Here is a 17,982-nt window from a genome sequence, read left to right on the forward strand (position 1 = left end):
TCCCTGCAAAGTGACCAAACCTGATGGCAACCTCACCATCCATGTCGTTGATGGTGAGGCCATTTCTACATCACATGACGAAACGATCCTGGAAACGTTAGAAAAAGCCAACATCGATATGCTTTTTCATTGTCGGGAAGGTTTTTGTGGCGCTTGCCGTTCCAGACTCATTAAGGGCGAGGTCGAATACACGACAGATCCACTAGCATTTATTGATGACGACGAAATTTTACCTTGCTGCTGTAAAGCTGCGTCAGACATTGAAATTGAAATTAATCAATAAAAAAACCGCGGTATTTCCGCGGTTTCTACTAAGAGAGACTAAATAGCGTTTACTTTACCGAATCGAGTGCAACACCCAATCGTTCGGCAACTTCAATATAGGTTTCAACTACACTTCCAAGGCCTTGACGGAAACGGTCTTTGTCCATCTTTTTGCGTGTTTCTTTATCCCACAAACGACAACCGTCAGGGGTAAACTCATCACCTAAAATCAAGTTGCCCTCAGCGTCTGTACCAAACTCCAACTTGTAATCAACCAAGATCATGCCCGCATCATCAAACAGTTTCTTGAGAATGCTGTTAACTGCGAACGTCGTTTTCTTCATGGCTTCAATTTGCGATGCCGTTGCCCAGCCAAATGAAGTGACGTGATAATCATTGATCATAGGATCATGCAACGCGTCGTTTTTAAGAAAGAACTCAAAAACAGGCGGGTTAAGGTCCATGCCTTCTTCTACCCCTAAACGACGAACCAAAGAACCAGCTGCGACATTTCTTACTACACATTCAACCGGGATCATATCGAGCTTTTTAACGACAGATTCAGTGTCAGAAATAATCGACTCAACCTGAGTAGCAACCCCGGCTGCTTCCAGTTTGCTCATGATAAAATGATTAAACTTGTTGTTTACCTCACCTTTACGGTCCAGTTGCTCAATCTTTTCACCATCGAACGCAGACGTGTCATTTCTAAACAATAAGATTAATTTGTCGCTATCGTCGGTTAAATAAACCGTCTTTGCTTTACCGCGATAGAGCTCATCTCTTTTTTGCATTGGTATTCCTACATTAAATATCTAAGTCGTCTTGCGACATGGCGTCTGAGAAAACGGCATAAAGATCGGCAACCTGGTTCGCAGCAAACGGCGAACTTTCATCATCCATGAAGGTCAACGAGGTTTTTGCGCCTACAGACGATACTTTCAAACGATAATCACCTTCGTCAAGCAACTCATCATCACTTGAAAACAAGGTCGTCCACCAGCTTCCTTCCTCTCCACCATAAGTAACAAAGAGAAGTCCGTTAGATTTGTCTAAATCTTTTACGTTAAAGCCCAGTTTTCGCAAAACTAGCTGCAATCGTGGCCAGGCAATATCATATTTGCCATCGATAATAAAAGCGGGATCACCGTCAGCATTGAAGCCCATTTCTACTGTTAGGCCTTGTCGGATTTGCTGGCGACGCTTGCTATTTTCAAGTCCTATCTGATAGTCGTAATGGCCTATGACCTGGTTCAGAATGTCTACCTCTTCTGCCCGCTTTTGCACATCTTCAATGCTGGCAACAACACTATCGTCTACTTTTTTGATGTAATCTTTCAATGCCACGTTGAGTGATGCTGTACGACCGTGAGGGGCAACATCGAGTTTAAACTCAAAACGCCTACCCGTTTCACTCTTCGTCGTACTCCATGAATACCAGCTGCTGTCTTCTTCTTGCTTGATGAGCATCCAGTCTGTGATCAGTGTTCCCTCTTCGGGTTCAAAACTTTCTACACCAATAGAGTTTTGTTCAAGAAAGCTGATCAAAGTATTCCATACTGTTTTATCCAGGGGTGTACTGTCGTCAATCTGGTCAAAGTTCACCGTGGCAGACTTGTTGCCCTCTTCAATATGCGAACCTGTGACTAATGGTAATACCAATGCCGGTGAAGCAATGATTAGCTTTTTCCCATACAAGTTCGACGGTGCACTACTGCCAATTTCTGGTATGTTGTATTCATCGGAATAAGTCGGGGAATCGAGCCCTTCTGGCACAGAAACTGGAGTTTGGACAGAAGCATCCACATAATTGAAGTTGCCCGAAGCCCGTTGTCTGTCTTCAATGGTAGAACAGCCGCCCAGTGCGATTACACCGACACCTAACAGCACACCTAATTTGGTTTTCATTAACATCTCTTATTCTTATTTCATTAACGCGTATTCATGCAACACTGCTTCGATTGCTTTTTGACTCGCAAGTTCCGGAATCACCATAGGCAATCTCAATTCAGGGTTTTTGATTAATCCCATTTTATACATTGCCCACTTAGGCATAACCGGATTGGGTTCAACAAACAAAGCCGAATGAAGTTTTTCAATTTCAGCATTTATTGCAGTACACAGCGCAAAGTTATTATCTCGTGCAGCCTGACACATCTTCGCCATTGGACCTGGAACAATGTTTGCGGTGACAGAAATTACACCATGACCGCCCAACTTTAAAAATTCACAGCTGGTTTCATCATCACCGCTGAGAATGACAAAATCATCTGGCACCAAGGCTTTTGTATCCGTCAATCGCTGCAAATCACCGGTCGCATCTTTGAGGCCCACAATATTTTTGTGTTCAGCCAGCACTGCGACCGTTTCAGGTAACATGTCCGCCACCGTTCGACCCGGAACATTGTACAACAAAACAGGGACATCTGTGGCATCAGCTATCGCATTAAAGTGTGCGATCATACCTGCTTGTTGTGGTTTGTTGTAATAAGGCACAACACTTAAAAATCCGTCTACGCCAAGTGGCGCCATTTCACGGCTTAAAAACACGGCTTCATCCGTTGAATTCGCGCCGCTACCTGCAATCACAGGTATGCGGCCAGCCGCTATATCCACAGTGCGTTTTACTACTTTGATATGCTCGTCAAAAGGTAAGGTTGCCGACTCGCCTGTAGTTCCAACGGATACTATACCGTCCGAACCGTTTTCGATGTGAAATTGAATACAGGCTTCTAAATCTTGATAGTCGATTTGGCCATTCGCATCCATAGGGGTAATGAGTGCAACGTAACTGCCTTTAAACATAGATACTCCAACGCAATGAAGCGCACATGGTAATTATCTAATGGCATAAACACAAGCCATGGTAGTGCTGGTTTGTTAAAAAAACTCTGTGTTATTATGCAATAAATGAAATTGTGAATGACAGAGCATGAAAACACAGCTGATTGTGACTTTTTTGGGGTCAGACAAACGCGGTATTTTGAGCGAAATTGCCACAGCGGTTAACGATGCAAATTGCAATATACTGGATAGCCGACAAGCCGTTTTTGGTCAGGATTTTTCTCTTACTATGATCATTGAGGGCACACAACCTGACATTACCCGGGCAGAGTGCACAATCCCACTCATCTGCCAGAAGCTTGATCTACTGTCTATGATGAAGCGTACCAGCAAGCATGAAAAACAAAATTTGGAACGCTTGTTCGACATTGAGTTCAGCGGCATTGATACACCTGGATTGATAAAACGTGTTACCGGTGTATTTGCTGATCACAATGCAACCATTAGTGCATTTAGACAAAAAACCTTCACTGAGCCCAAAACTGGCGAGGAGCACATGCGCTGTAAGATGGTGATGAGCGTACCCCGCGACACAGATATAGACGCGTTAGACAAAGCCATGCAAAGCTGTTTTAAAGGGCTAAATCTAACAGGAAAATTAAAAGACACTCACGGTAAGGAGCAAGATGAAAACGTTGCAAGCTGGTGACAACGCACCTCAATTCACGTTACAGGATCAACACGACAACGCGGTATCATTGTCAGATTTCGCCGGAAAAAAAGTACTCGTGTACTTTTATCCCAAGGCTATGACGCCTGGCTGTACCGTTCAGGCACAAGGGTTAAGAGACGTGAAAGCTGAACTCGACAAGGCCAACGTGGTTGTTCTGGGTATCAGCCCTGATCCGGTGAAAAGGCTGCCCAAGTTTGTAGAGAAAGAAGACCTTAACTTTACCCTGCTTTCAGACGAAGACCACGCTGTCGCCGATGCATTTGGTGTATGGGGCCCCAAAAAATTTATGGGCAAAGAATACGATGGTATTCACCGATTATCTTTCCTGATTAACGAAGACGGTAATATTGAGCACGTATTCAACAAATTTAAAACAAAAGAACACCATCAAGTGGTATTAAATTACCTGAATAAATAAAGGCTTGGGGTACGGCACTATGCCGTACCCTCTTTTACTTGTGAAGATTCCGAACTCCAAGCAGTGATTACGGCTTTTACCAAGGTAGCTAACGGTATCGCAAAGAAAACACCCCAAAACCCCCATAACCCACCAAAAAACAACACCGCAATAATAATGTACAAAGGGTGAAGACTAACCGCCTCTGAGAAGAGCAGCGGCACCAATAAGTTGCCATCCAAAGCCTGAATAATGCTGTAAGCAATCATCAAATACCAAAATTCAGCACTAATCCCCCACTGAAACAATGCAACCACCGCAACCGGGATCGTCACAACAGCTGCGCCAATATAGGGAATGAGTACGGAGAGTCCTACTAACACGCCCAGTAACATGGCATAGCGTAGGTCCATCAAAACAAACGTAAGGCAAGACACGCCGCCGACGATAACAATTTCGATGACCTTGCCACGTATATAGTTGGCGATTTGTGTGTTCATTTCATTGCCAACCTGAGTGATTAGACGCCGTTCATTTGGCAAAAGTTTTGATACGGTCTGCAAGAAAAAGTTTTTGTCTTTTAACATGAAAAAAACCATAAGCGGGACAAGTATAAGATAGATAAGTAACGCCGCCACATTGACCAAAGAGCTAAAAGAAAGACTGATTAACGATTCACCCAACGCGCCAATTTTTTCGTTTAGCCCCGCCATGATGTTTTCTATCTGGTAAACCTGAACGTATCTGGGGTATTTTTCCGGAAGCGTAAGTACCCAGTTTTGCGCAGAAGCGACAATCTGCGGTGTTTCCTGCATAAGATTGACACTTTGTTTCGACACTATAGGCAATAAGATAACCAATGCAATAATGCTCACCGCGCTAAATAGCACCATTACAGTAGCCGTACCAATTGACCTGCCAATACCAGCCTTTTCTAGCTGTACCACAGGCCAGTCTAGTAGATAAGCAATAATGGCCGCTACAATCACGGGCATCATCATTTTGCCCCAAATTAACAAGACGACCGTAGATATCAATATTAGAAGCAGTAACATAACTGCGTCAGGATCTGAAAATTTTCGTTGGTACCAGCGACGAAATACGCTTAGCATTGAAAAGCCTTTTTTGTTCATTAAGTTGCGGACGATAAGATACCAGATTTTCTTTGGAAATTAATGAAACTGTTTGTAGGAATCGGTACTCTACTATGAAAGAGTACACTTAATTATAAAATAGTCAGGGGTGGAATGGCCCGGTTAACCAACCTTTTTATTACGTTTACATGCGCGTTTGTCGTAGGTGCTGCAGTCAGTTTTGCTGCATTCTCTCAGACAAACACGCAACGAAATGACCTTCCTGAAATCGGTGTAGTGGCATCAGAGGTTGTCACCATTGACAAAGAACAGATTATTGGTGATGCACTGATGCGGCAGTTACGCGGTCAGGCTCCATTGGTACACGACCCTGTCCTTGAGCAATATATTCAGGATTTGGGTAACCGGCTGGTTGCCCATGCGGACAACACAAACTTCCCTTTCACTTTTTTCTTTATCAACAACAATGCAATTAACGCCTTTGCCTTTTTCGGCGGGCACATTGGCATGCATACGGGCCTCATTGCAAAAGCGGACAATGAAAGTGAAGTCGCCTCTGTACTTGCCCACGAAATAGCCCATGTCACGCAAAGACATATAGCACGTAGAATGCAGGCTCAACAACGCTCTTCTCCTCTAGCGTTGGCATCGTTGATAGGCGGTGTATTATTAGCGCTGGCCGATCCTTCTGCAGGCATGGCCGCAATTCAGGCAACGCAGGCAGCTTCTGCGCAGTTTCAAATTAATTACACCCGCAGCAATGAACAAGAGGCCGACAGAATAGGTATTGCTATGTTGGCGAGAGCGGGCTTTGACCCTAAGGGTGCTGCTACGTTTTTCTCAAAGTTGGTTGAAGCGTCAAGACTAGTATCAAAACCGCCACAGCGGCTTCTCTCGCACCCTTTGAGTGAAAACAGGGTTGCCGATGCCAGAGCTAGGTTGGAGAGCCTGCCACAGGTAAACCTGCCGCCAAGCCTTGCTTTCCAACTTGCCAAAGCCAGAATACAGGCGCGGTATGAATTTGATGAGCGCTATGCGCTTGACTATTTTGAGGCAGCCAGAGGAAAACGTTCGGGCTTATTTAACGAAGCGATAGAATATGGTTATGCGCTCGCGTTGTTACGCAATGACAAACCTGAACAAGCGCAGAATGTGCTAGCGCCACTTCTGCAATCGCGCCCTGACAATCAGTTTTATTTAGACACAGCAACCGATGTCGCCATTGCACTCGAATCGCCAACCAAAGCGATAGAAATGCTAAATCCGCACTTTGCGTTAACGCCCCGCAACCCAGTATTGGCACTAAACTTGGCCAATGCACATTTAGAGGCAGAGCAATATGAGCAGGCTATAAGTATTCTGCGAGATTTCCTGTTAACCGACAAAGAACACCAGTTGGCACATCAATTACTTTCTGATGCATACCAGGGTGCCAATCAACGCGCGAATATGCATCAGAGTAAAGCAGAGGTGTTTGCGCTTTCAGGAGGGTATAAGCGTGCAGTAGACGAACTACAATTTGCTTATAACCACACCGGTGATGACCACTTAGTCAAACAGCGAATTCGAGCCCGAATAAAACAATTCAGGAGTGAAGAAGAAAAACTGAAGTCACTTTAATTGTCGAATGCGCTTTTGTGTTGAGACAACAGCGCGTTTAATTGGTCAGCTTTTACTTCTCCAAGTATTTCTTCCTTTATCTGACCGTTTGGCGAAATTATATACGTTGCTGGTAAGCCAGCTGGATAAGCAACAGGCAAGGCAGTTTCTGTATTAGTAACAATAACGGGCACTTCGATGGTGTATTGTTCAATAATACGCTGCAGTGTGGCTTTATCCAGCGCATCAAAACTTACCATATACACTTCAGTGTTCTCGCTTACCCCCTGATTAAAACGATTGAGTTCAGGAATTTCTCTCAAACAAGGTGCGCACCACTGGGCAAAAAAGTTTACAACCAGCCATTTGCCTTTCTTTTGTTGCCAAACAATTTTTTCTCCCGAAACGGTCTCTGCATCGTAAGCAGTATTAATGTTGAACAAAACGTAGACACTCAGTCCCATGATCAGTGCCAACAGCGGTAAAACATATTGTAAAGTTGAGTTTTTCATTAATCAGACAAACTTGCAGCGCATTGCCTACGCTAGTTACACTTGTAAAAATAACAACACAGGATAGACGTATATGTCCAGTATCAAAATTTTGCATAATCCACGCTGCTCAAAAAGCAGACAAACGCTCGCGCTAATCGAAAATGCAGGCATCGAGCCAGAAATCGTCTTGTACTTAAATGATCCACCTAGTGAGCAGTGTCTGGAACAATTAAAAACCTATCTTAAGATTGACAGTATTCGGGCTATTACTAGAACAAAAGAAGCACTGTATAAAGAGCTCGGACTGGCTAATGAAACTCAGGAAGCGGCATTAATCAAAGCAATACATACCCACCCAAAACTGTTGGAACGCCCCATCGTAATAAAACACTCTGACGCAGGTATTCAGGCTTGTATCGGCCGCCCACCTGAAAACGTACTGGACTTGCTACCTTGAAAACCGTATTAGTGCTCTATTATTCACGCCATGGAGCGACCAGAATGCTGGCAGAGGCGATTGCAACCGGTGTCGAACGAGGTGGCGCCGAAGCTTTAGTTAGAACGGTGCCATCCGTGTCCACAGAGACTACTGCTTCGGCACCTGAAGTACCGAAATCAGGGCCCCCATTTGTAACTAAACAAGACCTGTGTGACTGTCACGGTCTTATCTTAGGAAGCCCTACCCGCTTTGGAAACATGGCGTCAGCAATGAAACACTTTTTAGATTCAACCAGTGAAGAATGGTTAAGCGGCGCATTAGCCGGTAAACCTGCCAGTGTTTTTACCTCTTCAAGTAGTTTACATGGGGGCCAAGAGAGCACATTGCTTTCCATGATGTTGCCGCTTCTCCATCACGGTATGATAATCAGCGGCCTTCCCTATAGTGAAGGCGCATTGCACACCACTAAAAGCGGCGGCACTCCCTATGGCGTTACCCATGTTGCTAACGGCAACAATGACGCCCTGTCTGACGAAGAAAAAAGCCTAGCCATCGCACAGGGCCAACGCATGGCCGTATTGGCGACATCGTTAGCCACACAAAATAAAGAGTATTAGCATGCATGTATTTCCCGACATTCCCATGGCAAATAAAACCAAATTTTATCGCTATGTTGCGCTTTTGAGCCACTTAGCGTTACTACTTTGGGTGGCCAACTGGCAACTGCTAGTAACAAAAGAACATGCTTACTCTGTACCCTTTGTGGTGTTGATTTATTTGATGCCTCTTTTGTTGCCATTACACGGTATTTTAAGAGGTAAAGCCTACACACACGCTTGGGCAAACTTTTTTATTTTGTTCTATTTTCTTCACAGTATCACCGTACTGTATGCAGTACCTGCAGAACGCGTTTATGCTGCTGTTGAATTAGTCCTTGCGGTTGCTATGTTTACCGGTTGCTGCGTTTTCGCCCGATTACGAGGCCGAGAGTGTGGCCTAGGCATAGGCAAACTTAAAGATGAAATGGAACGAGAAAAACAACATTTTGAACAAAGGTAGTGCAGACATGAAAACCCGTATTGTCTTGTTTAGTGCGTTTTTAATCTTGTTGCAAGCTTGTGGCGGCGGAAGTTCAGGCACTGACACACCACCGCCTGTTCAGCCGCCCACGCCGCCAAACCCTAACCCTCCGCCGGCAGCTGAGACCGTATCACTAACAGAAAACGGACTGCAATTGCATGGTGAGCTAACAGCGCTTGCGGGAGAAAGCGTTGGCTTTGCCATTACGACTGACGATCAACTTGAGATTGAATCCATTCTGTGGCAACAAATTAGTGGGCCTAATGTGACAGTACTTGCAACACATACGCAAGTCATTGGCTTTGATACGAGTGAGCCTGGTCAATATCAATTTAGGGTAACAGCCACATTGAATAGCGATGCGCAAAGGCAGCTAAACTTTTCGTTAGACGTAGCAGATTCAAATTCGGTTTTAGCCAATGTTAGACTTGACCACTCAGCCACGGAACTAGGCAGGGTTTCATTACGGGTGGACACCACTGCAGACAAGACTATCGACAGGATCAGCTGGACGCGTTTGCACGGGCCGCAAGTAAACGATGTACAAACACAATCAGACGACGGTGAGGCGTTCGATTCAACCCGCCCTCATAGCCTGTTCTTTAATGCCCCCTCAGTTACTAGCGACAGCGTCATCAGCTATCAGGCGAATGTTACATTTACGGATGGTTCCGAGGCATCGGATACCGCACTGGTATTGATTGATAATGTCACGATTAATCAGGATGGTTATTTTACTAACAACGACTTATACGTTTCCTCGCATATGATCCCTTACAGGGAAGAGAGCCCCTATGCTGATTCGCTAAAACGCTGTGTTTACAATAACCAGTTTGACACTAGCTGTAGTTTCGAAGATCTGCCGCTATTGGGAATGGAAACCACTACACCGACGGTTGAGGACGTACTAAACAGAACATTAGTGTCGCATCCTTGGATGGGACAGCGTTTTGAAGAGTATCTGCGCCAGTCTGAGGCTGGTAGCGACATGTTAAACCTTCTCAGAGGTACTACCGCGGTTGTTATTTCCTATGACATCAGGCCCTCATTTTATTGGGTGGTATCGGGGGCTATCTACTTAGACGCCAATAATTTTTGGCGCACGCCGCAAGAAAGAGACACATTAAACACTCGTCCTGATTTCAGGAGTAACTTTGGCAATGATTTACAGTTTGGCATTTTTTGGCGATATGTAAAAAATGGACAAAACTACCTTAATCAGGCGTTTCCTGCGGCCTCAGAGCGTGGTGATAAACCTTTCAGTGGACTCGAAGCGAGTTTAACCTGGCTCATGTACCATGAATTAGGCCATGCCAATGACTACTTCCCTCCTCGACGCTGGCCAACCATAAGTACGACAACATCGCCATTGTCTTATTTCAATGATGCACAGCCCGACTCAACCGATATGGATGGCCTGTATCCGTTAACATCCTCTGAGTTAAAATCGCTGGCCAATGTCTCCTTTGGTGGCGAGACAGCCACTGCTCAACAGCGCAATTTTGTGCCTTTGGACATACAGGGCTTTTATGCCCCTGACAGGGCCCCCGCCTATTATGCCTATTTCAACGAGAGGGAAGATTATGCAACGCTTTTTGAGCGTTTCATGATGCTTTACCGTCTGGGCATTCCTGCTGATACAGGTATTATTGGAACGGTAAACAACCCAAATGCTATTGTAACCTGGGGAGCCAGAGCAAGGATCACTGACCCTGCATTGTTCAATAGGCTTAGGTACACCATTGAACGTGTTTATCCTGAGATTGATTTTGACGCGGTATACCCCGATTTACCAGCAACACAAATATTTCCGCCAAATGCGAATTGGTTTGCACTACTCGACCTGGAATCCAATACGCAAAATAATATGGCGGGCAAGTCTATGCAGGGGTCTCATTCAGGGTTAGGGTTTAGTGGAATTCCCAACCTTATGTTGCATCATAAGCATGGTGATCCTAGAAAACTGCCAATGAAACCTTAGGTGCGCCTACTACTGACTATGCTCAATGATCGCTGGTACTCAGTACTTGCTTGAGCATAGCCAGAGAAATCTTTTTCTTTGATTGCAAAGACAAGTCGTCTAACTCACTTAGCACACGCATAAGATAGGGTAAATCGCGCTTACCGTGTGAAAGCAAGTAGTCAATAGTGGCAGAAGAAATGCTTAAACCACGCTGTTTTGCGCGTAATGCAAGGATTGCCTTTTTATCATCATCAGTGGGTTGTTCAATGGCGTACACTAATCCCCATCGTAACCGCGAAATGAGGTCAGGCAACAAGAAAGGCAGTTCGCTGGCCGGTGTTGCACTGGTCATCAATAAATGTGTGTGCGCACCTGTATTGCTTTTTTCTACCACCTTATTGATAAAGTCAAACAGTGCTTCTTCCCAAGTTCCATCCTTGGCTATACAGTGGATATTGTCTAGGCAAACCAGACTTAATTGCTCTAACCCATCAAAAATTTCAGCAGAATAGTGCAAAAAGTCTGACAAATTCAGATAAGCACTACTTTGTCCCTGCAGCTCTGCATTGTGGCAAGCCGCATACAATAAATGGCTTTTGCCCGTAGACGCCCCACCGAAAAGCAATGTGATTGGGTGCTTGATATCACTGCTATTGCTGCCCAAAGTTCTCAGGTAATTGAGCACAGCCTCATTGCCACTGGGGAAAAAGCTACTAAAAGTCTCATCCGCGGGAAGTTGAACGGGTAAGGTCAATTGCATCGACTATTCGTCCCAGTAAAGATTGATCACTGGCGACTGTGCATTAATCTGTATGCCATCCTGATCAATGGGTATCAGTTTTTTATCCAGCGCCAATGTAGTAATTAGGTCCTCTAATTCTCCGAGTAACACCACGTTGAAAGCAGCAACTTTTCCCTCTATCTGAGTCAACCTTACGTCCTGTACGACCGTGAGATCTGCCAGATATCGGCTAAGTGAAACAGAGCTTGATAGCGACTGAATGTTGGCAATATTGAGCACATAGGTAGCATTTTTTGTCTGAGAGACCGAAATAGCATAGAGGTCTGCCAATTTATCTGCATAAAAATCGATAAGGCGCTTAATGACTGTCTGGTCATCATCACCGAAAAACTGACCAGATTCGATGCCGTCTTCGCCTTTAATCGTCCAATCTAACACCACAGAATAACGGTCTATGTCACTGTTGACTATGGCAAATTCGTCTGCTTCAAAACTCTGAATCGTCTGCAGATTGATGTCATCGGCTCGTTGTAAAAACCCATCTACATCATCCACTGAATATGCAAAGGCTGCAGAGTCTACAAATACTGGAGCTTGCGTTTTTTTCCGATTTGCCATTGCTTCTGCAATGGCACGTCTTTGCCTAAGACCTTCGGTATTGCCGATTCTCGCAGCAATTATAAAATCCGGGCGATATCGGCTACTTGCTCGCTCTATAACAGGCATAAACCTCCCCCACACATCAGTAGGTCCCACTGCCATGGTATCTTCCAGATCCATCAAGGGCAGTAATAAATTAATACCACGACCACTGGCAGATTGTTTAATTTGCTGTGCTTGTTCGGTCGGCGATACATCCGACACAATGCCAATACGCTCGCTACTATTCACCGCTAACCACACTATGCCGTCTGGACGCCTTGCGCCCCATAGCGGCAAATTTGCGCGCTTGATCAATTGTTGGACTTTTTGCCGATCAAATACGGCTCTGTATATTTGAGCCTGGTTTCTCATCAAGTATTCATAAGACGCCAGATATTCATCAGATTGACGAAGTGCTTCACGCACTGCAGCGTTGGAAACGCTTGTGGGGTCTCCAGTCATTTTTATTATGACCTGCGAAAATGCCGCACGCCTAGGGTTACTGTGCTCAGAGACGACCACTTCTCCCACGTTGGTGCTAACGATACTCGAAGCATTCACTGCAATGGGGGTGAATAATAAAACCCACATTATAATGCCACCAATTTTAGACATGTGCCCTGATATCCGATCTCTAGGTAAATTTGAACAAGTGCATTGTGCGACATTTGTCGCGGGATTTCATCCCTGATAGAATCGCGCCAGTTAATTTTTTAAACCTTTCTAACACGCGAGTCGAGCAAAAGTGAGCGAATCTAGTAAACCATTGAGCTACAAAGATGCAGGTGTCGATATTGATGCTGGTAATAAACTAGTAGAAAACATCAAGCATGTAACAAAAAAGACACACCGTCCTGAAGTACAAGGCGGCTTGGGCGGCTTTGGTGCGCTGTGTGCGATACCAGAAAAGTATCGTTCCCCACTTTTGGTTTCAGGTACCGACGGTGTGGGAACTAAACTGCGTTTGGCTATGGACTGTGGTGAACATCAAGGTGTGGGTATTGATTTGGTCGCCATGTGTGTCAATGATCTCATTGTTCAGGGTGCAGAACCTTTGTTTTTCCTAGACTACTATGCAACCGGAAAGCTAAATGTAGATACGGCTACGGATGTGGTAACGGGTATTGGTTTGGGCTGTGAAATGGCAGGCTGTGCATTGATTGGTGGGGAAACTGCCGAAATGCCGGGTATGTATGAAGGTGAAGACTACGATTTAGCAGGCTTTTGTGTTGGTGTTGTTGAGAAAGACGAATTAATTGATGGCAGTAAGGTAAAAGACGGCCAAACTATTATTGCCTTGGCTTCTTCAGGTCCACATTCAAATGGCTATTCTCTTGTGCGTAAGGTTTTAGAAGTAAGCAACGCCGACATCAATCAAGCGTTTGATGGAGCCACGCTAAAAGACCGCTTGCTAGCGCCAACGAAAATTTACGTAAAATCTGTCCTGAAGCTGATAGAGTCCCTGCCCGTGCATGCTATCTCCCATATAACCGGTGGTGGTTTTTGGGAAAACATTCCACGCGTCTTACCTAATGACGTACAGGCAGTAATTGATGGCAATTCGTGGCAATGGCCCGCTGTTTTCGCTTGGTTACAGGAAAATGGCAATATAGAAACCCATGAAATGTATCGCACGTTTAACTGTGGCGTGGGCCTAGTGCTAGTTGTTGACAATGAAAATGCAGATAAAGCGGTCGACATCCTCAAGCAAAATGGTGAAAACGCCTGGATTATTGGACACACGGCTAGCGGCCAATCAGACGCAGTTGTCATCAATTGAGCTAGGCTGCGTAATGCATAAAAATCTCGTGGTATTGATTTCAGGTAGTGGCACTAATCTGCAGGCTATCATAGAGGCTATTGAAGCAAACCGCATCAATGGCCGCATTTCACTGGTGATAAGTAATAAAGCAGACGCATACGGACTAACACGTGCTGAACAACATGGTATTGCAACGCGATACATCGATCACAAGGCCTTTGACGATCGTGAGGCGTACGATGCCAAACTCAAAGAAGTGATCGATGATGCCGCACCCGACTTTATCGTTTTGGCCGGCTATATGCGAATAATGACGCCGTCTCTTGTTGAGCATTTCAGTGGAAAAATGGTCAACATTCACCCCTCGTTGTTACCAAAATACAAAGGTTTGCACACACATCAGCGTGCTATTGATGCGGGGGATACGGAACATGGCCTTAGCGTACACTTTGTGACCCCTGAATTGGACGGAGGTCCAGTCATCATTCAAAGTAAAGTACCGGTTTTTACTGATGACGATGCAACCATTTTGGCTGAACGTGTTCAAACCCAAGAGCGGCAAATTTATCCTCTGGTAGTCAGTTGGTTGTGTGACGGGAGACTGGTGATGAGAGATAATCGCGCTGTTATGGACAATGATGTATTACCGCCACAAGGGTTCGCACATGAGTAAAATAAAGGCAGTGTTATTAATGATTGGCCTGACGTTTGTACAAACTGGGTTCAGTCAGGCGGAAACACCGTCTTTAACACCGTTTAAAGCCGAATACACGGCTTACCGATGGGGCGATGCGTTGGGTACAGCGTCGATGGAACTTGAATGGCTGGCAGGCAACCAATACTCTTTGCTTTATCAGTCTAAGGTCTCTAAGTTTTTTCTTTCAGACAAACGCACTGAACACTCTATTTTCTATTTGCAGGATAACCAGCTAGTGCCCAAGGAGTATCACTACTCACGTTCAGGAACGGGTTCCGACAAGCAACTGGATGTGACATTTAATGAAAATCAAAAGCGCATTCAGATTAAAGAAGACAACGATATTAGTACACTCCCATGGCGCGGCGAAACAGATAATCAATTGTATCGCATAGCCCTTCCTTTGCAGTTATCCGTTAACAAAACACAGATGAACGTCAGTTTCATTAACTATCGCGGGGAACAGAAACAGTACCAAATCCGTGTAGAAGATCAGGAGCAGATTGACCTACCTTTTGGAGAATTGAACAGTATTAAAGTTAAAATTGTTCGCCAAAACAGCAGCCGGGAGACTTACGCTTGGTTTGCGCCAGAACTTGATTATCTGCTCGTCAGATTGCAGCAATTCAAGGACGGAGAAGAACAAGGCGATATCAAGCTCACCACGTTCGTTCAAAAATGAATACAACGCTGCCACGCATCTAAATTATCTGCTTGATTTTTTGCTAACACCTTATTAACGTACGTAACAATCTGGTCTGACCTGAGAATCTTATTGGGTCAATCTCATAGAGAGGGATGTTATGGAATCGTTCATTTGGTTTTTATTAGTGGTGGCTGCTCTCAGTATAGCCACCTATAAACGCGCTTCACTCAATAATACTATTGCCGCAGGTGCAGCCGTTTTACTGCTAGGCACCTTTGCTGGTGGTGTCGGATTACTTGCTTGGCTTATTTATGCCGCCGTGTTTGCGCCGTTTGCGGTGTCATCACTGCGTTTAACCTATCTCACCAAACCCATGTTGGCCTTTTATAAAAAGGTCATGCCCGAGATGTCCAGTACTGAGCAAGAGGCAATCGATGCGGGAACCGTATGGTGGGATGGTGATATTTTTTCAGGTAAGCCAGACTGGAACAAGCTTCACTCTATTGAAAAAAGCCGCCTTACTGCGGAAGAGCAAGCCTTCCTTGACGGCCCAGTAGACAAGGTGTGCTCCATGGTTGACGAATGGCAAATCAACCATAAAGACGCCGATCTATCGCCTGAAATATGGGCATTTCTAAAACAACACAAATTTTTCGCCATGATCATCAAAAAGGAATATGGCGGGCTTGAATATTCTGCATTTGCACAGTCGCGAGTGTTACAAAAGCTCGCGGGTACCAGTGCGGTGTTGTCCAGTACCGTTGGTGTACCTAATTCTTTAGGGCCAGGTGAGCTGCTACAGCACTACGGCACCAAAGAGCAACAAGATTATTACCTACCTCGCCTGGCCAATGGTGAAGAAATTCCCTGCTTTGCACTTACCAGCCCAGAAGCAGGTTCAGATGCAGGCGCAATTCCCGACACGGGTATAGTCTGCGAAGGTGAATACAAGGGCAAAAAAGTGCTGGGAATGCGCCTAACCTTTGATAAGCGGTATATCACCCTCGCACCAGTAGCAACTGTTGTGGGTCTTGCGTTTAAATTGCATGATCCTGATGGCTTGCTTGGCGATCAAAAAGATCTTGGCATTACCTGTGCGCTTATTCCAAGTGATACACCAGGGCTTGATATTGGTCGTCGCCACCTACCGCTAAACACCCCTTTCCAAAACGGTCCAATTCGCGGTAACGACATTTTCGTTCCACTTGACTATATTATCGGCGGTCCAGCCATGGCAGGAAAAGGCTGGAGAATGCTAATGGAATGTCTGTCTGTAGGACGCTGCATCACGTTGCCGTCTACCTCAGCTGGTGGCGCCAAATCTGTGGCTATGGCAACGGGAGCCTATGCGCGAATTCGCCGTCAGTTCAGGCTTCCCATTGGCCAGATGGAAGGCATCGAAGAAATGCTGGCACGCATCGGCGCAAACGCTTACCTGATGGATGCCGTCACTCGTTTTTCAACTGCGGGTGTCGACTTGGGCGAAAAGCCTTCGGTTATTTCAGCCATTTGTAAATATCACCTCACCGAGCGTATGCGCGTAGTCATTAATGATGCGATGGACGTGCACGGTGGCAAGGGTGTCATGCTTGGGCCCAATAATTACCTAGGCCGCGGTTATCAGGGAATGCCAATTTCAATTACGGTTGAAGGCGCCAATATCCTTACCCGTAATATGATGATCTTCGGTCAGGGTGCGATGCGATGCCACCCGTATGTGCTGCAAGAAATTAAAGCTGCAGCAGTCGACGACAGACAGGAGCAGTTAAAGGCATTCGACAAAGCGGTATTTGGCCACATAGGTTTTGCAATCGCTAATACTGTTCGCTCAAAATGGTTTGCGTTCACTGGAGGGCTATTCAATAAGACACCTTTTAATGACGAAACCGCGCGTTATTACCGCTCTATGGAAGGCTACAGTGCTAATCTGGCGTTGTTGACCGACGTAGCCATGGGTGTACTTGGCGGTGACCTGAAACGCAGAGAGCGCCTATCTGCACGTTTAGGAGACATCTTAAGCAATTTATATTTGGCCAGTGCCACACTCAAACGGTTCGATGAAGATGGACGTTTACACGAAGATTTGCCTTTGGTTCATTGGGCGGTTCAAGATTGTTTGTATAATCTAGAAACGGCTATGTTGGGATTCTTCGAGAACTTCCCCAATAGAGCGATCGCCAATGTATTGCGATTAATGACAATGCCTTTCGGGCGCCGTTATACCCAGCCGTCAGACAAGCTGTCTCACAAGATCGCCATTATGTTGCAAACACCATCTTCTGCCCGTTCCAGGTTAGGTGATGGACAATATCTCACACGGGAGGAAGGCAGTTTAGCCGGTGATTTGGAACAAACATTGGAGGATATACTGGCTGTTGAACCTGTGTACGAGCGTATTTGCAAGAAGAAAAAACAAAAACTGCCTTTCTCGCAACTTGGAGCTATGGCTGATGAGGCTGTCAAAGAGGGCTGGATAAATGAAGACGAAGCCGCGTTGATGAAACGCGCAGAAGAGGGAAGACTTCGCACCATCAATGTTGATGACTTCGATTCCTCTGAATTGATTGCAGCGACATCTGATTTGGCCAAACCCAAAGCTAAAACCACTAAATCAACAAAATCGAAAAAGGCCGCTTAGGCGGCGCT

Annotated in this window: 19 protein-coding genes; 12 read left to right on the forward strand and 7 right to left on the reverse strand. The window is 45.4% G+C overall.

Annotated features, from left to right (window positions below; all coding sequences use genetic code 11):
• The first annotated feature begins 10 nt into the window (after nucleotides 1-10).
• Nucleotides 11-283 (forward strand): class I ribonucleotide reductase maintenance protein YfaE, encoded by a 273-nt coding sequence (yfaE, locus tag DRW07_RS08020; RefSeq protein WP_124027357.1) that lies wholly within the window; start codon nucleotides 11-13, stop codon nucleotides 281-283.
• Nucleotides 284-332: 49 nt separating this feature from the next.
• On the opposite strand, the gene purC is transcribed toward yfaE, so the two are convergent.
• The 3 genes from purC to dapA are packed head-to-tail and all read right to left on the reverse strand — an operon-like array spanning nucleotide 333 to nucleotide 3,069.
• Nucleotides 333-1,058 (reverse strand): phosphoribosylaminoimidazolesuccinocarboxamide synthase, encoded by a 726-nt coding sequence (purC, locus tag DRW07_RS08025; protein WP_124027358.1) that lies wholly within the window; start codon nucleotides 1,056-1,058, stop codon nucleotides 333-335.
• A gap of 13 nt (nucleotides 1,059-1,071) precedes the next feature.
• Complete coding sequence (bamC, locus tag DRW07_RS08030; protein ID WP_124027359.1) at nucleotides 1,072-2,172, reverse strand: outer membrane protein assembly factor BamC; 1,101 nt, start codon at nucleotides 2,170-2,172, stop codon at nucleotides 1,072-1,074.
• Between the two features lie 15 nt (nucleotides 2,173-2,187).
• The gene (dapA, locus tag DRW07_RS08035) at nucleotides 2,188-3,069 is read right to left on the reverse strand and encodes a 4-hydroxy-tetrahydrodipicolinate synthase (RefSeq protein ID WP_124027360.1); all 882 of its coding nucleotides are present in this window, start codon (nucleotides 3,067-3,069) and stop codon (nucleotides 2,188-2,190) included.
• 127 nt (nucleotides 3,070-3,196) lie between these two features.
• On the opposite strand from dapA, the gene DRW07_RS08040 reads away from it, so the two are divergent.
• Nucleotides 3,197-3,757: a glycine cleavage system transcriptional repressor gene (locus tag DRW07_RS08040; RefSeq protein WP_124027361.1), complete on the forward strand. Its 561-nt coding sequence runs from the start codon at nucleotides 3,197-3,199 to the stop codon at nucleotides 3,755-3,757.
• On the forward strand, nucleotides 3,735-4,199 hold the full coding sequence (gene bcp, locus DRW07_RS08045; protein ID WP_124027362.1) for a thioredoxin-dependent thiol peroxidase: 465 nt from the start codon (nucleotides 3,735-3,737) through the stop codon (nucleotides 4,197-4,199). Before DRW07_RS08040 ends, bcp begins: the two co-directional genes overlap by 23 nt.
• Before the next feature lie 17 nt (nucleotides 4,200-4,216).
• Here bcp and DRW07_RS08050 read toward each other — a convergent pair whose 3' ends face one another.
• Nucleotides 4,217-5,290, reverse strand: coding sequence for an AI-2E family transporter (locus DRW07_RS08050; protein WP_124027363.1), 1,074 nt, complete (start codon nucleotides 5,288-5,290; stop codon nucleotides 4,217-4,219).
• Nucleotides 5,291-5,425: 135 nt separating this feature from the next.
• Here DRW07_RS08050 and bepA point away from each other — a divergent pair, with 135 nt between their 5' ends.
• Nucleotides 5,426-6,892, forward strand: coding sequence for a beta-barrel assembly-enhancing protease (bepA, locus tag DRW07_RS08055; RefSeq protein ID WP_124027364.1), 1,467 nt, complete (start codon nucleotides 5,426-5,428; stop codon nucleotides 6,890-6,892).
• On the opposite strand, the gene DRW07_RS08060 is transcribed toward bepA, so the two are convergent.
• Entirely contained in the window at nucleotides 6,889-7,383 is a 495-nt protein-coding gene (locus DRW07_RS08060; protein ID WP_124027365.1) for a TlpA family protein disulfide reductase, read from the reverse strand. The two genes, bepA and DRW07_RS08060, sit on opposite strands and share 4 nt — an antisense overlap.
• Nucleotides 7,384-7,456: 73 nt before the next feature.
• Here DRW07_RS08060 and arsC point away from each other — a divergent pair, with 73 nt between their 5' ends.
• Genes arsC through DRW07_RS08080 form a run of 4 tightly spaced genes read left to right on the forward strand, consistent with a single transcriptional unit; the run spans nucleotide 7,457 to nucleotide 10,865 of the window.
• A complete protein-coding gene (arsC, locus tag DRW07_RS08065; protein WP_124027366.1) occupies nucleotides 7,457-7,822 on the forward strand; it encodes an arsenate reductase (glutaredoxin) in 366 nt (121 codons plus the stop codon).
• A complete protein-coding gene (gene wrbA / locus DRW07_RS08070) occupies nucleotides 7,819-8,421 on the forward strand; it encodes an NAD(P)H:quinone oxidoreductase (RefSeq protein ID WP_124027367.1) in 603 nt (200 codons plus the stop codon). The genes arsC and wrbA overlap by 4 nt, the downstream gene beginning before the upstream one ends.
• Nucleotide 8,422: 1 nt before the next feature.
• Complete coding sequence (locus DRW07_RS08075; protein WP_338067755.1) at nucleotides 8,423-8,863, forward strand: DUF2069 domain-containing protein; 441 nt, start codon at nucleotides 8,423-8,425, stop codon at nucleotides 8,861-8,863.
• A 7-nt stretch (nucleotides 8,864-8,870) separates the two neighbouring features.
• Entirely contained in the window at nucleotides 8,871-10,865 is a 1,995-nt protein-coding gene (locus DRW07_RS08080) for a hypothetical protein (RefSeq protein ID WP_165870448.1), read from the forward strand.
• Nucleotides 10,866-10,887: 22 nt separating this feature from the next.
• Here DRW07_RS08080 and hda read toward each other — a convergent pair whose 3' ends face one another.
• Nucleotides 10,888-11,607: a DnaA regulatory inactivator Hda gene (gene hda, locus DRW07_RS08085; RefSeq protein ID WP_124027369.1), complete on the reverse strand. Its 720-nt coding sequence runs from the start codon at nucleotides 11,605-11,607 to the stop codon at nucleotides 10,888-10,890.
• A 3-nt stretch (nucleotides 11,608-11,610) separates the two neighbouring features.
• Nucleotides 11,611-12,822, reverse strand: a complete 1,212-nt coding sequence (locus DRW07_RS08090) for a DUF2066 domain-containing protein (protein ID WP_165870449.1) — start codon at nucleotides 12,820-12,822, stop codon at nucleotides 11,611-11,613.
• Nucleotides 12,823-12,976: 154 nt separating this feature from the next.
• Between DRW07_RS08090 and purM the strand changes: the two genes are divergently transcribed.
• From purM to fadE, 4 genes are all read left to right on the forward strand, one after another.
• Complete coding sequence (gene purM, locus DRW07_RS08095) at nucleotides 12,977-14,011, forward strand: phosphoribosylformylglycinamidine cyclo-ligase (RefSeq protein WP_124027371.1); 1,035 nt, start codon at nucleotides 12,977-12,979, stop codon at nucleotides 14,009-14,011.
• Between the two features lie 13 nt (nucleotides 14,012-14,024).
• A complete protein-coding gene (gene purN / locus DRW07_RS08100; protein WP_124027372.1) occupies nucleotides 14,025-14,666 on the forward strand; it encodes a phosphoribosylglycinamide formyltransferase in 642 nt (213 codons plus the stop codon).
• Nucleotides 14,659-15,372: a DUF3108 domain-containing protein gene (locus tag DRW07_RS08105; protein ID WP_240630541.1), complete on the forward strand. Its 714-nt coding sequence runs from the start codon at nucleotides 14,659-14,661 to the stop codon at nucleotides 15,370-15,372. The genes purN and DRW07_RS08105 overlap by 8 nt, the downstream gene beginning before the upstream one ends.
• Nucleotides 15,373-15,493: 121 nt before the next feature.
• Nucleotides 15,494-17,974 (forward strand): acyl-CoA dehydrogenase FadE, encoded by a 2,481-nt coding sequence (gene fadE / locus DRW07_RS08110; protein ID WP_124027373.1) that lies wholly within the window; start codon nucleotides 15,494-15,496, stop codon nucleotides 17,972-17,974.
• The last annotated feature ends 8 nt before the right edge of the window (nucleotides 17,975-17,982 follow it).

It is taken from the genome of Paralteromonas sediminis, from assembly GCF_003820355.1.
Taxonomy (GTDB): domain Bacteria; phylum Pseudomonadota; class Gammaproteobacteria; order Enterobacterales; family Alteromonadaceae; genus Alteromonas_F; species Alteromonas_F sediminis.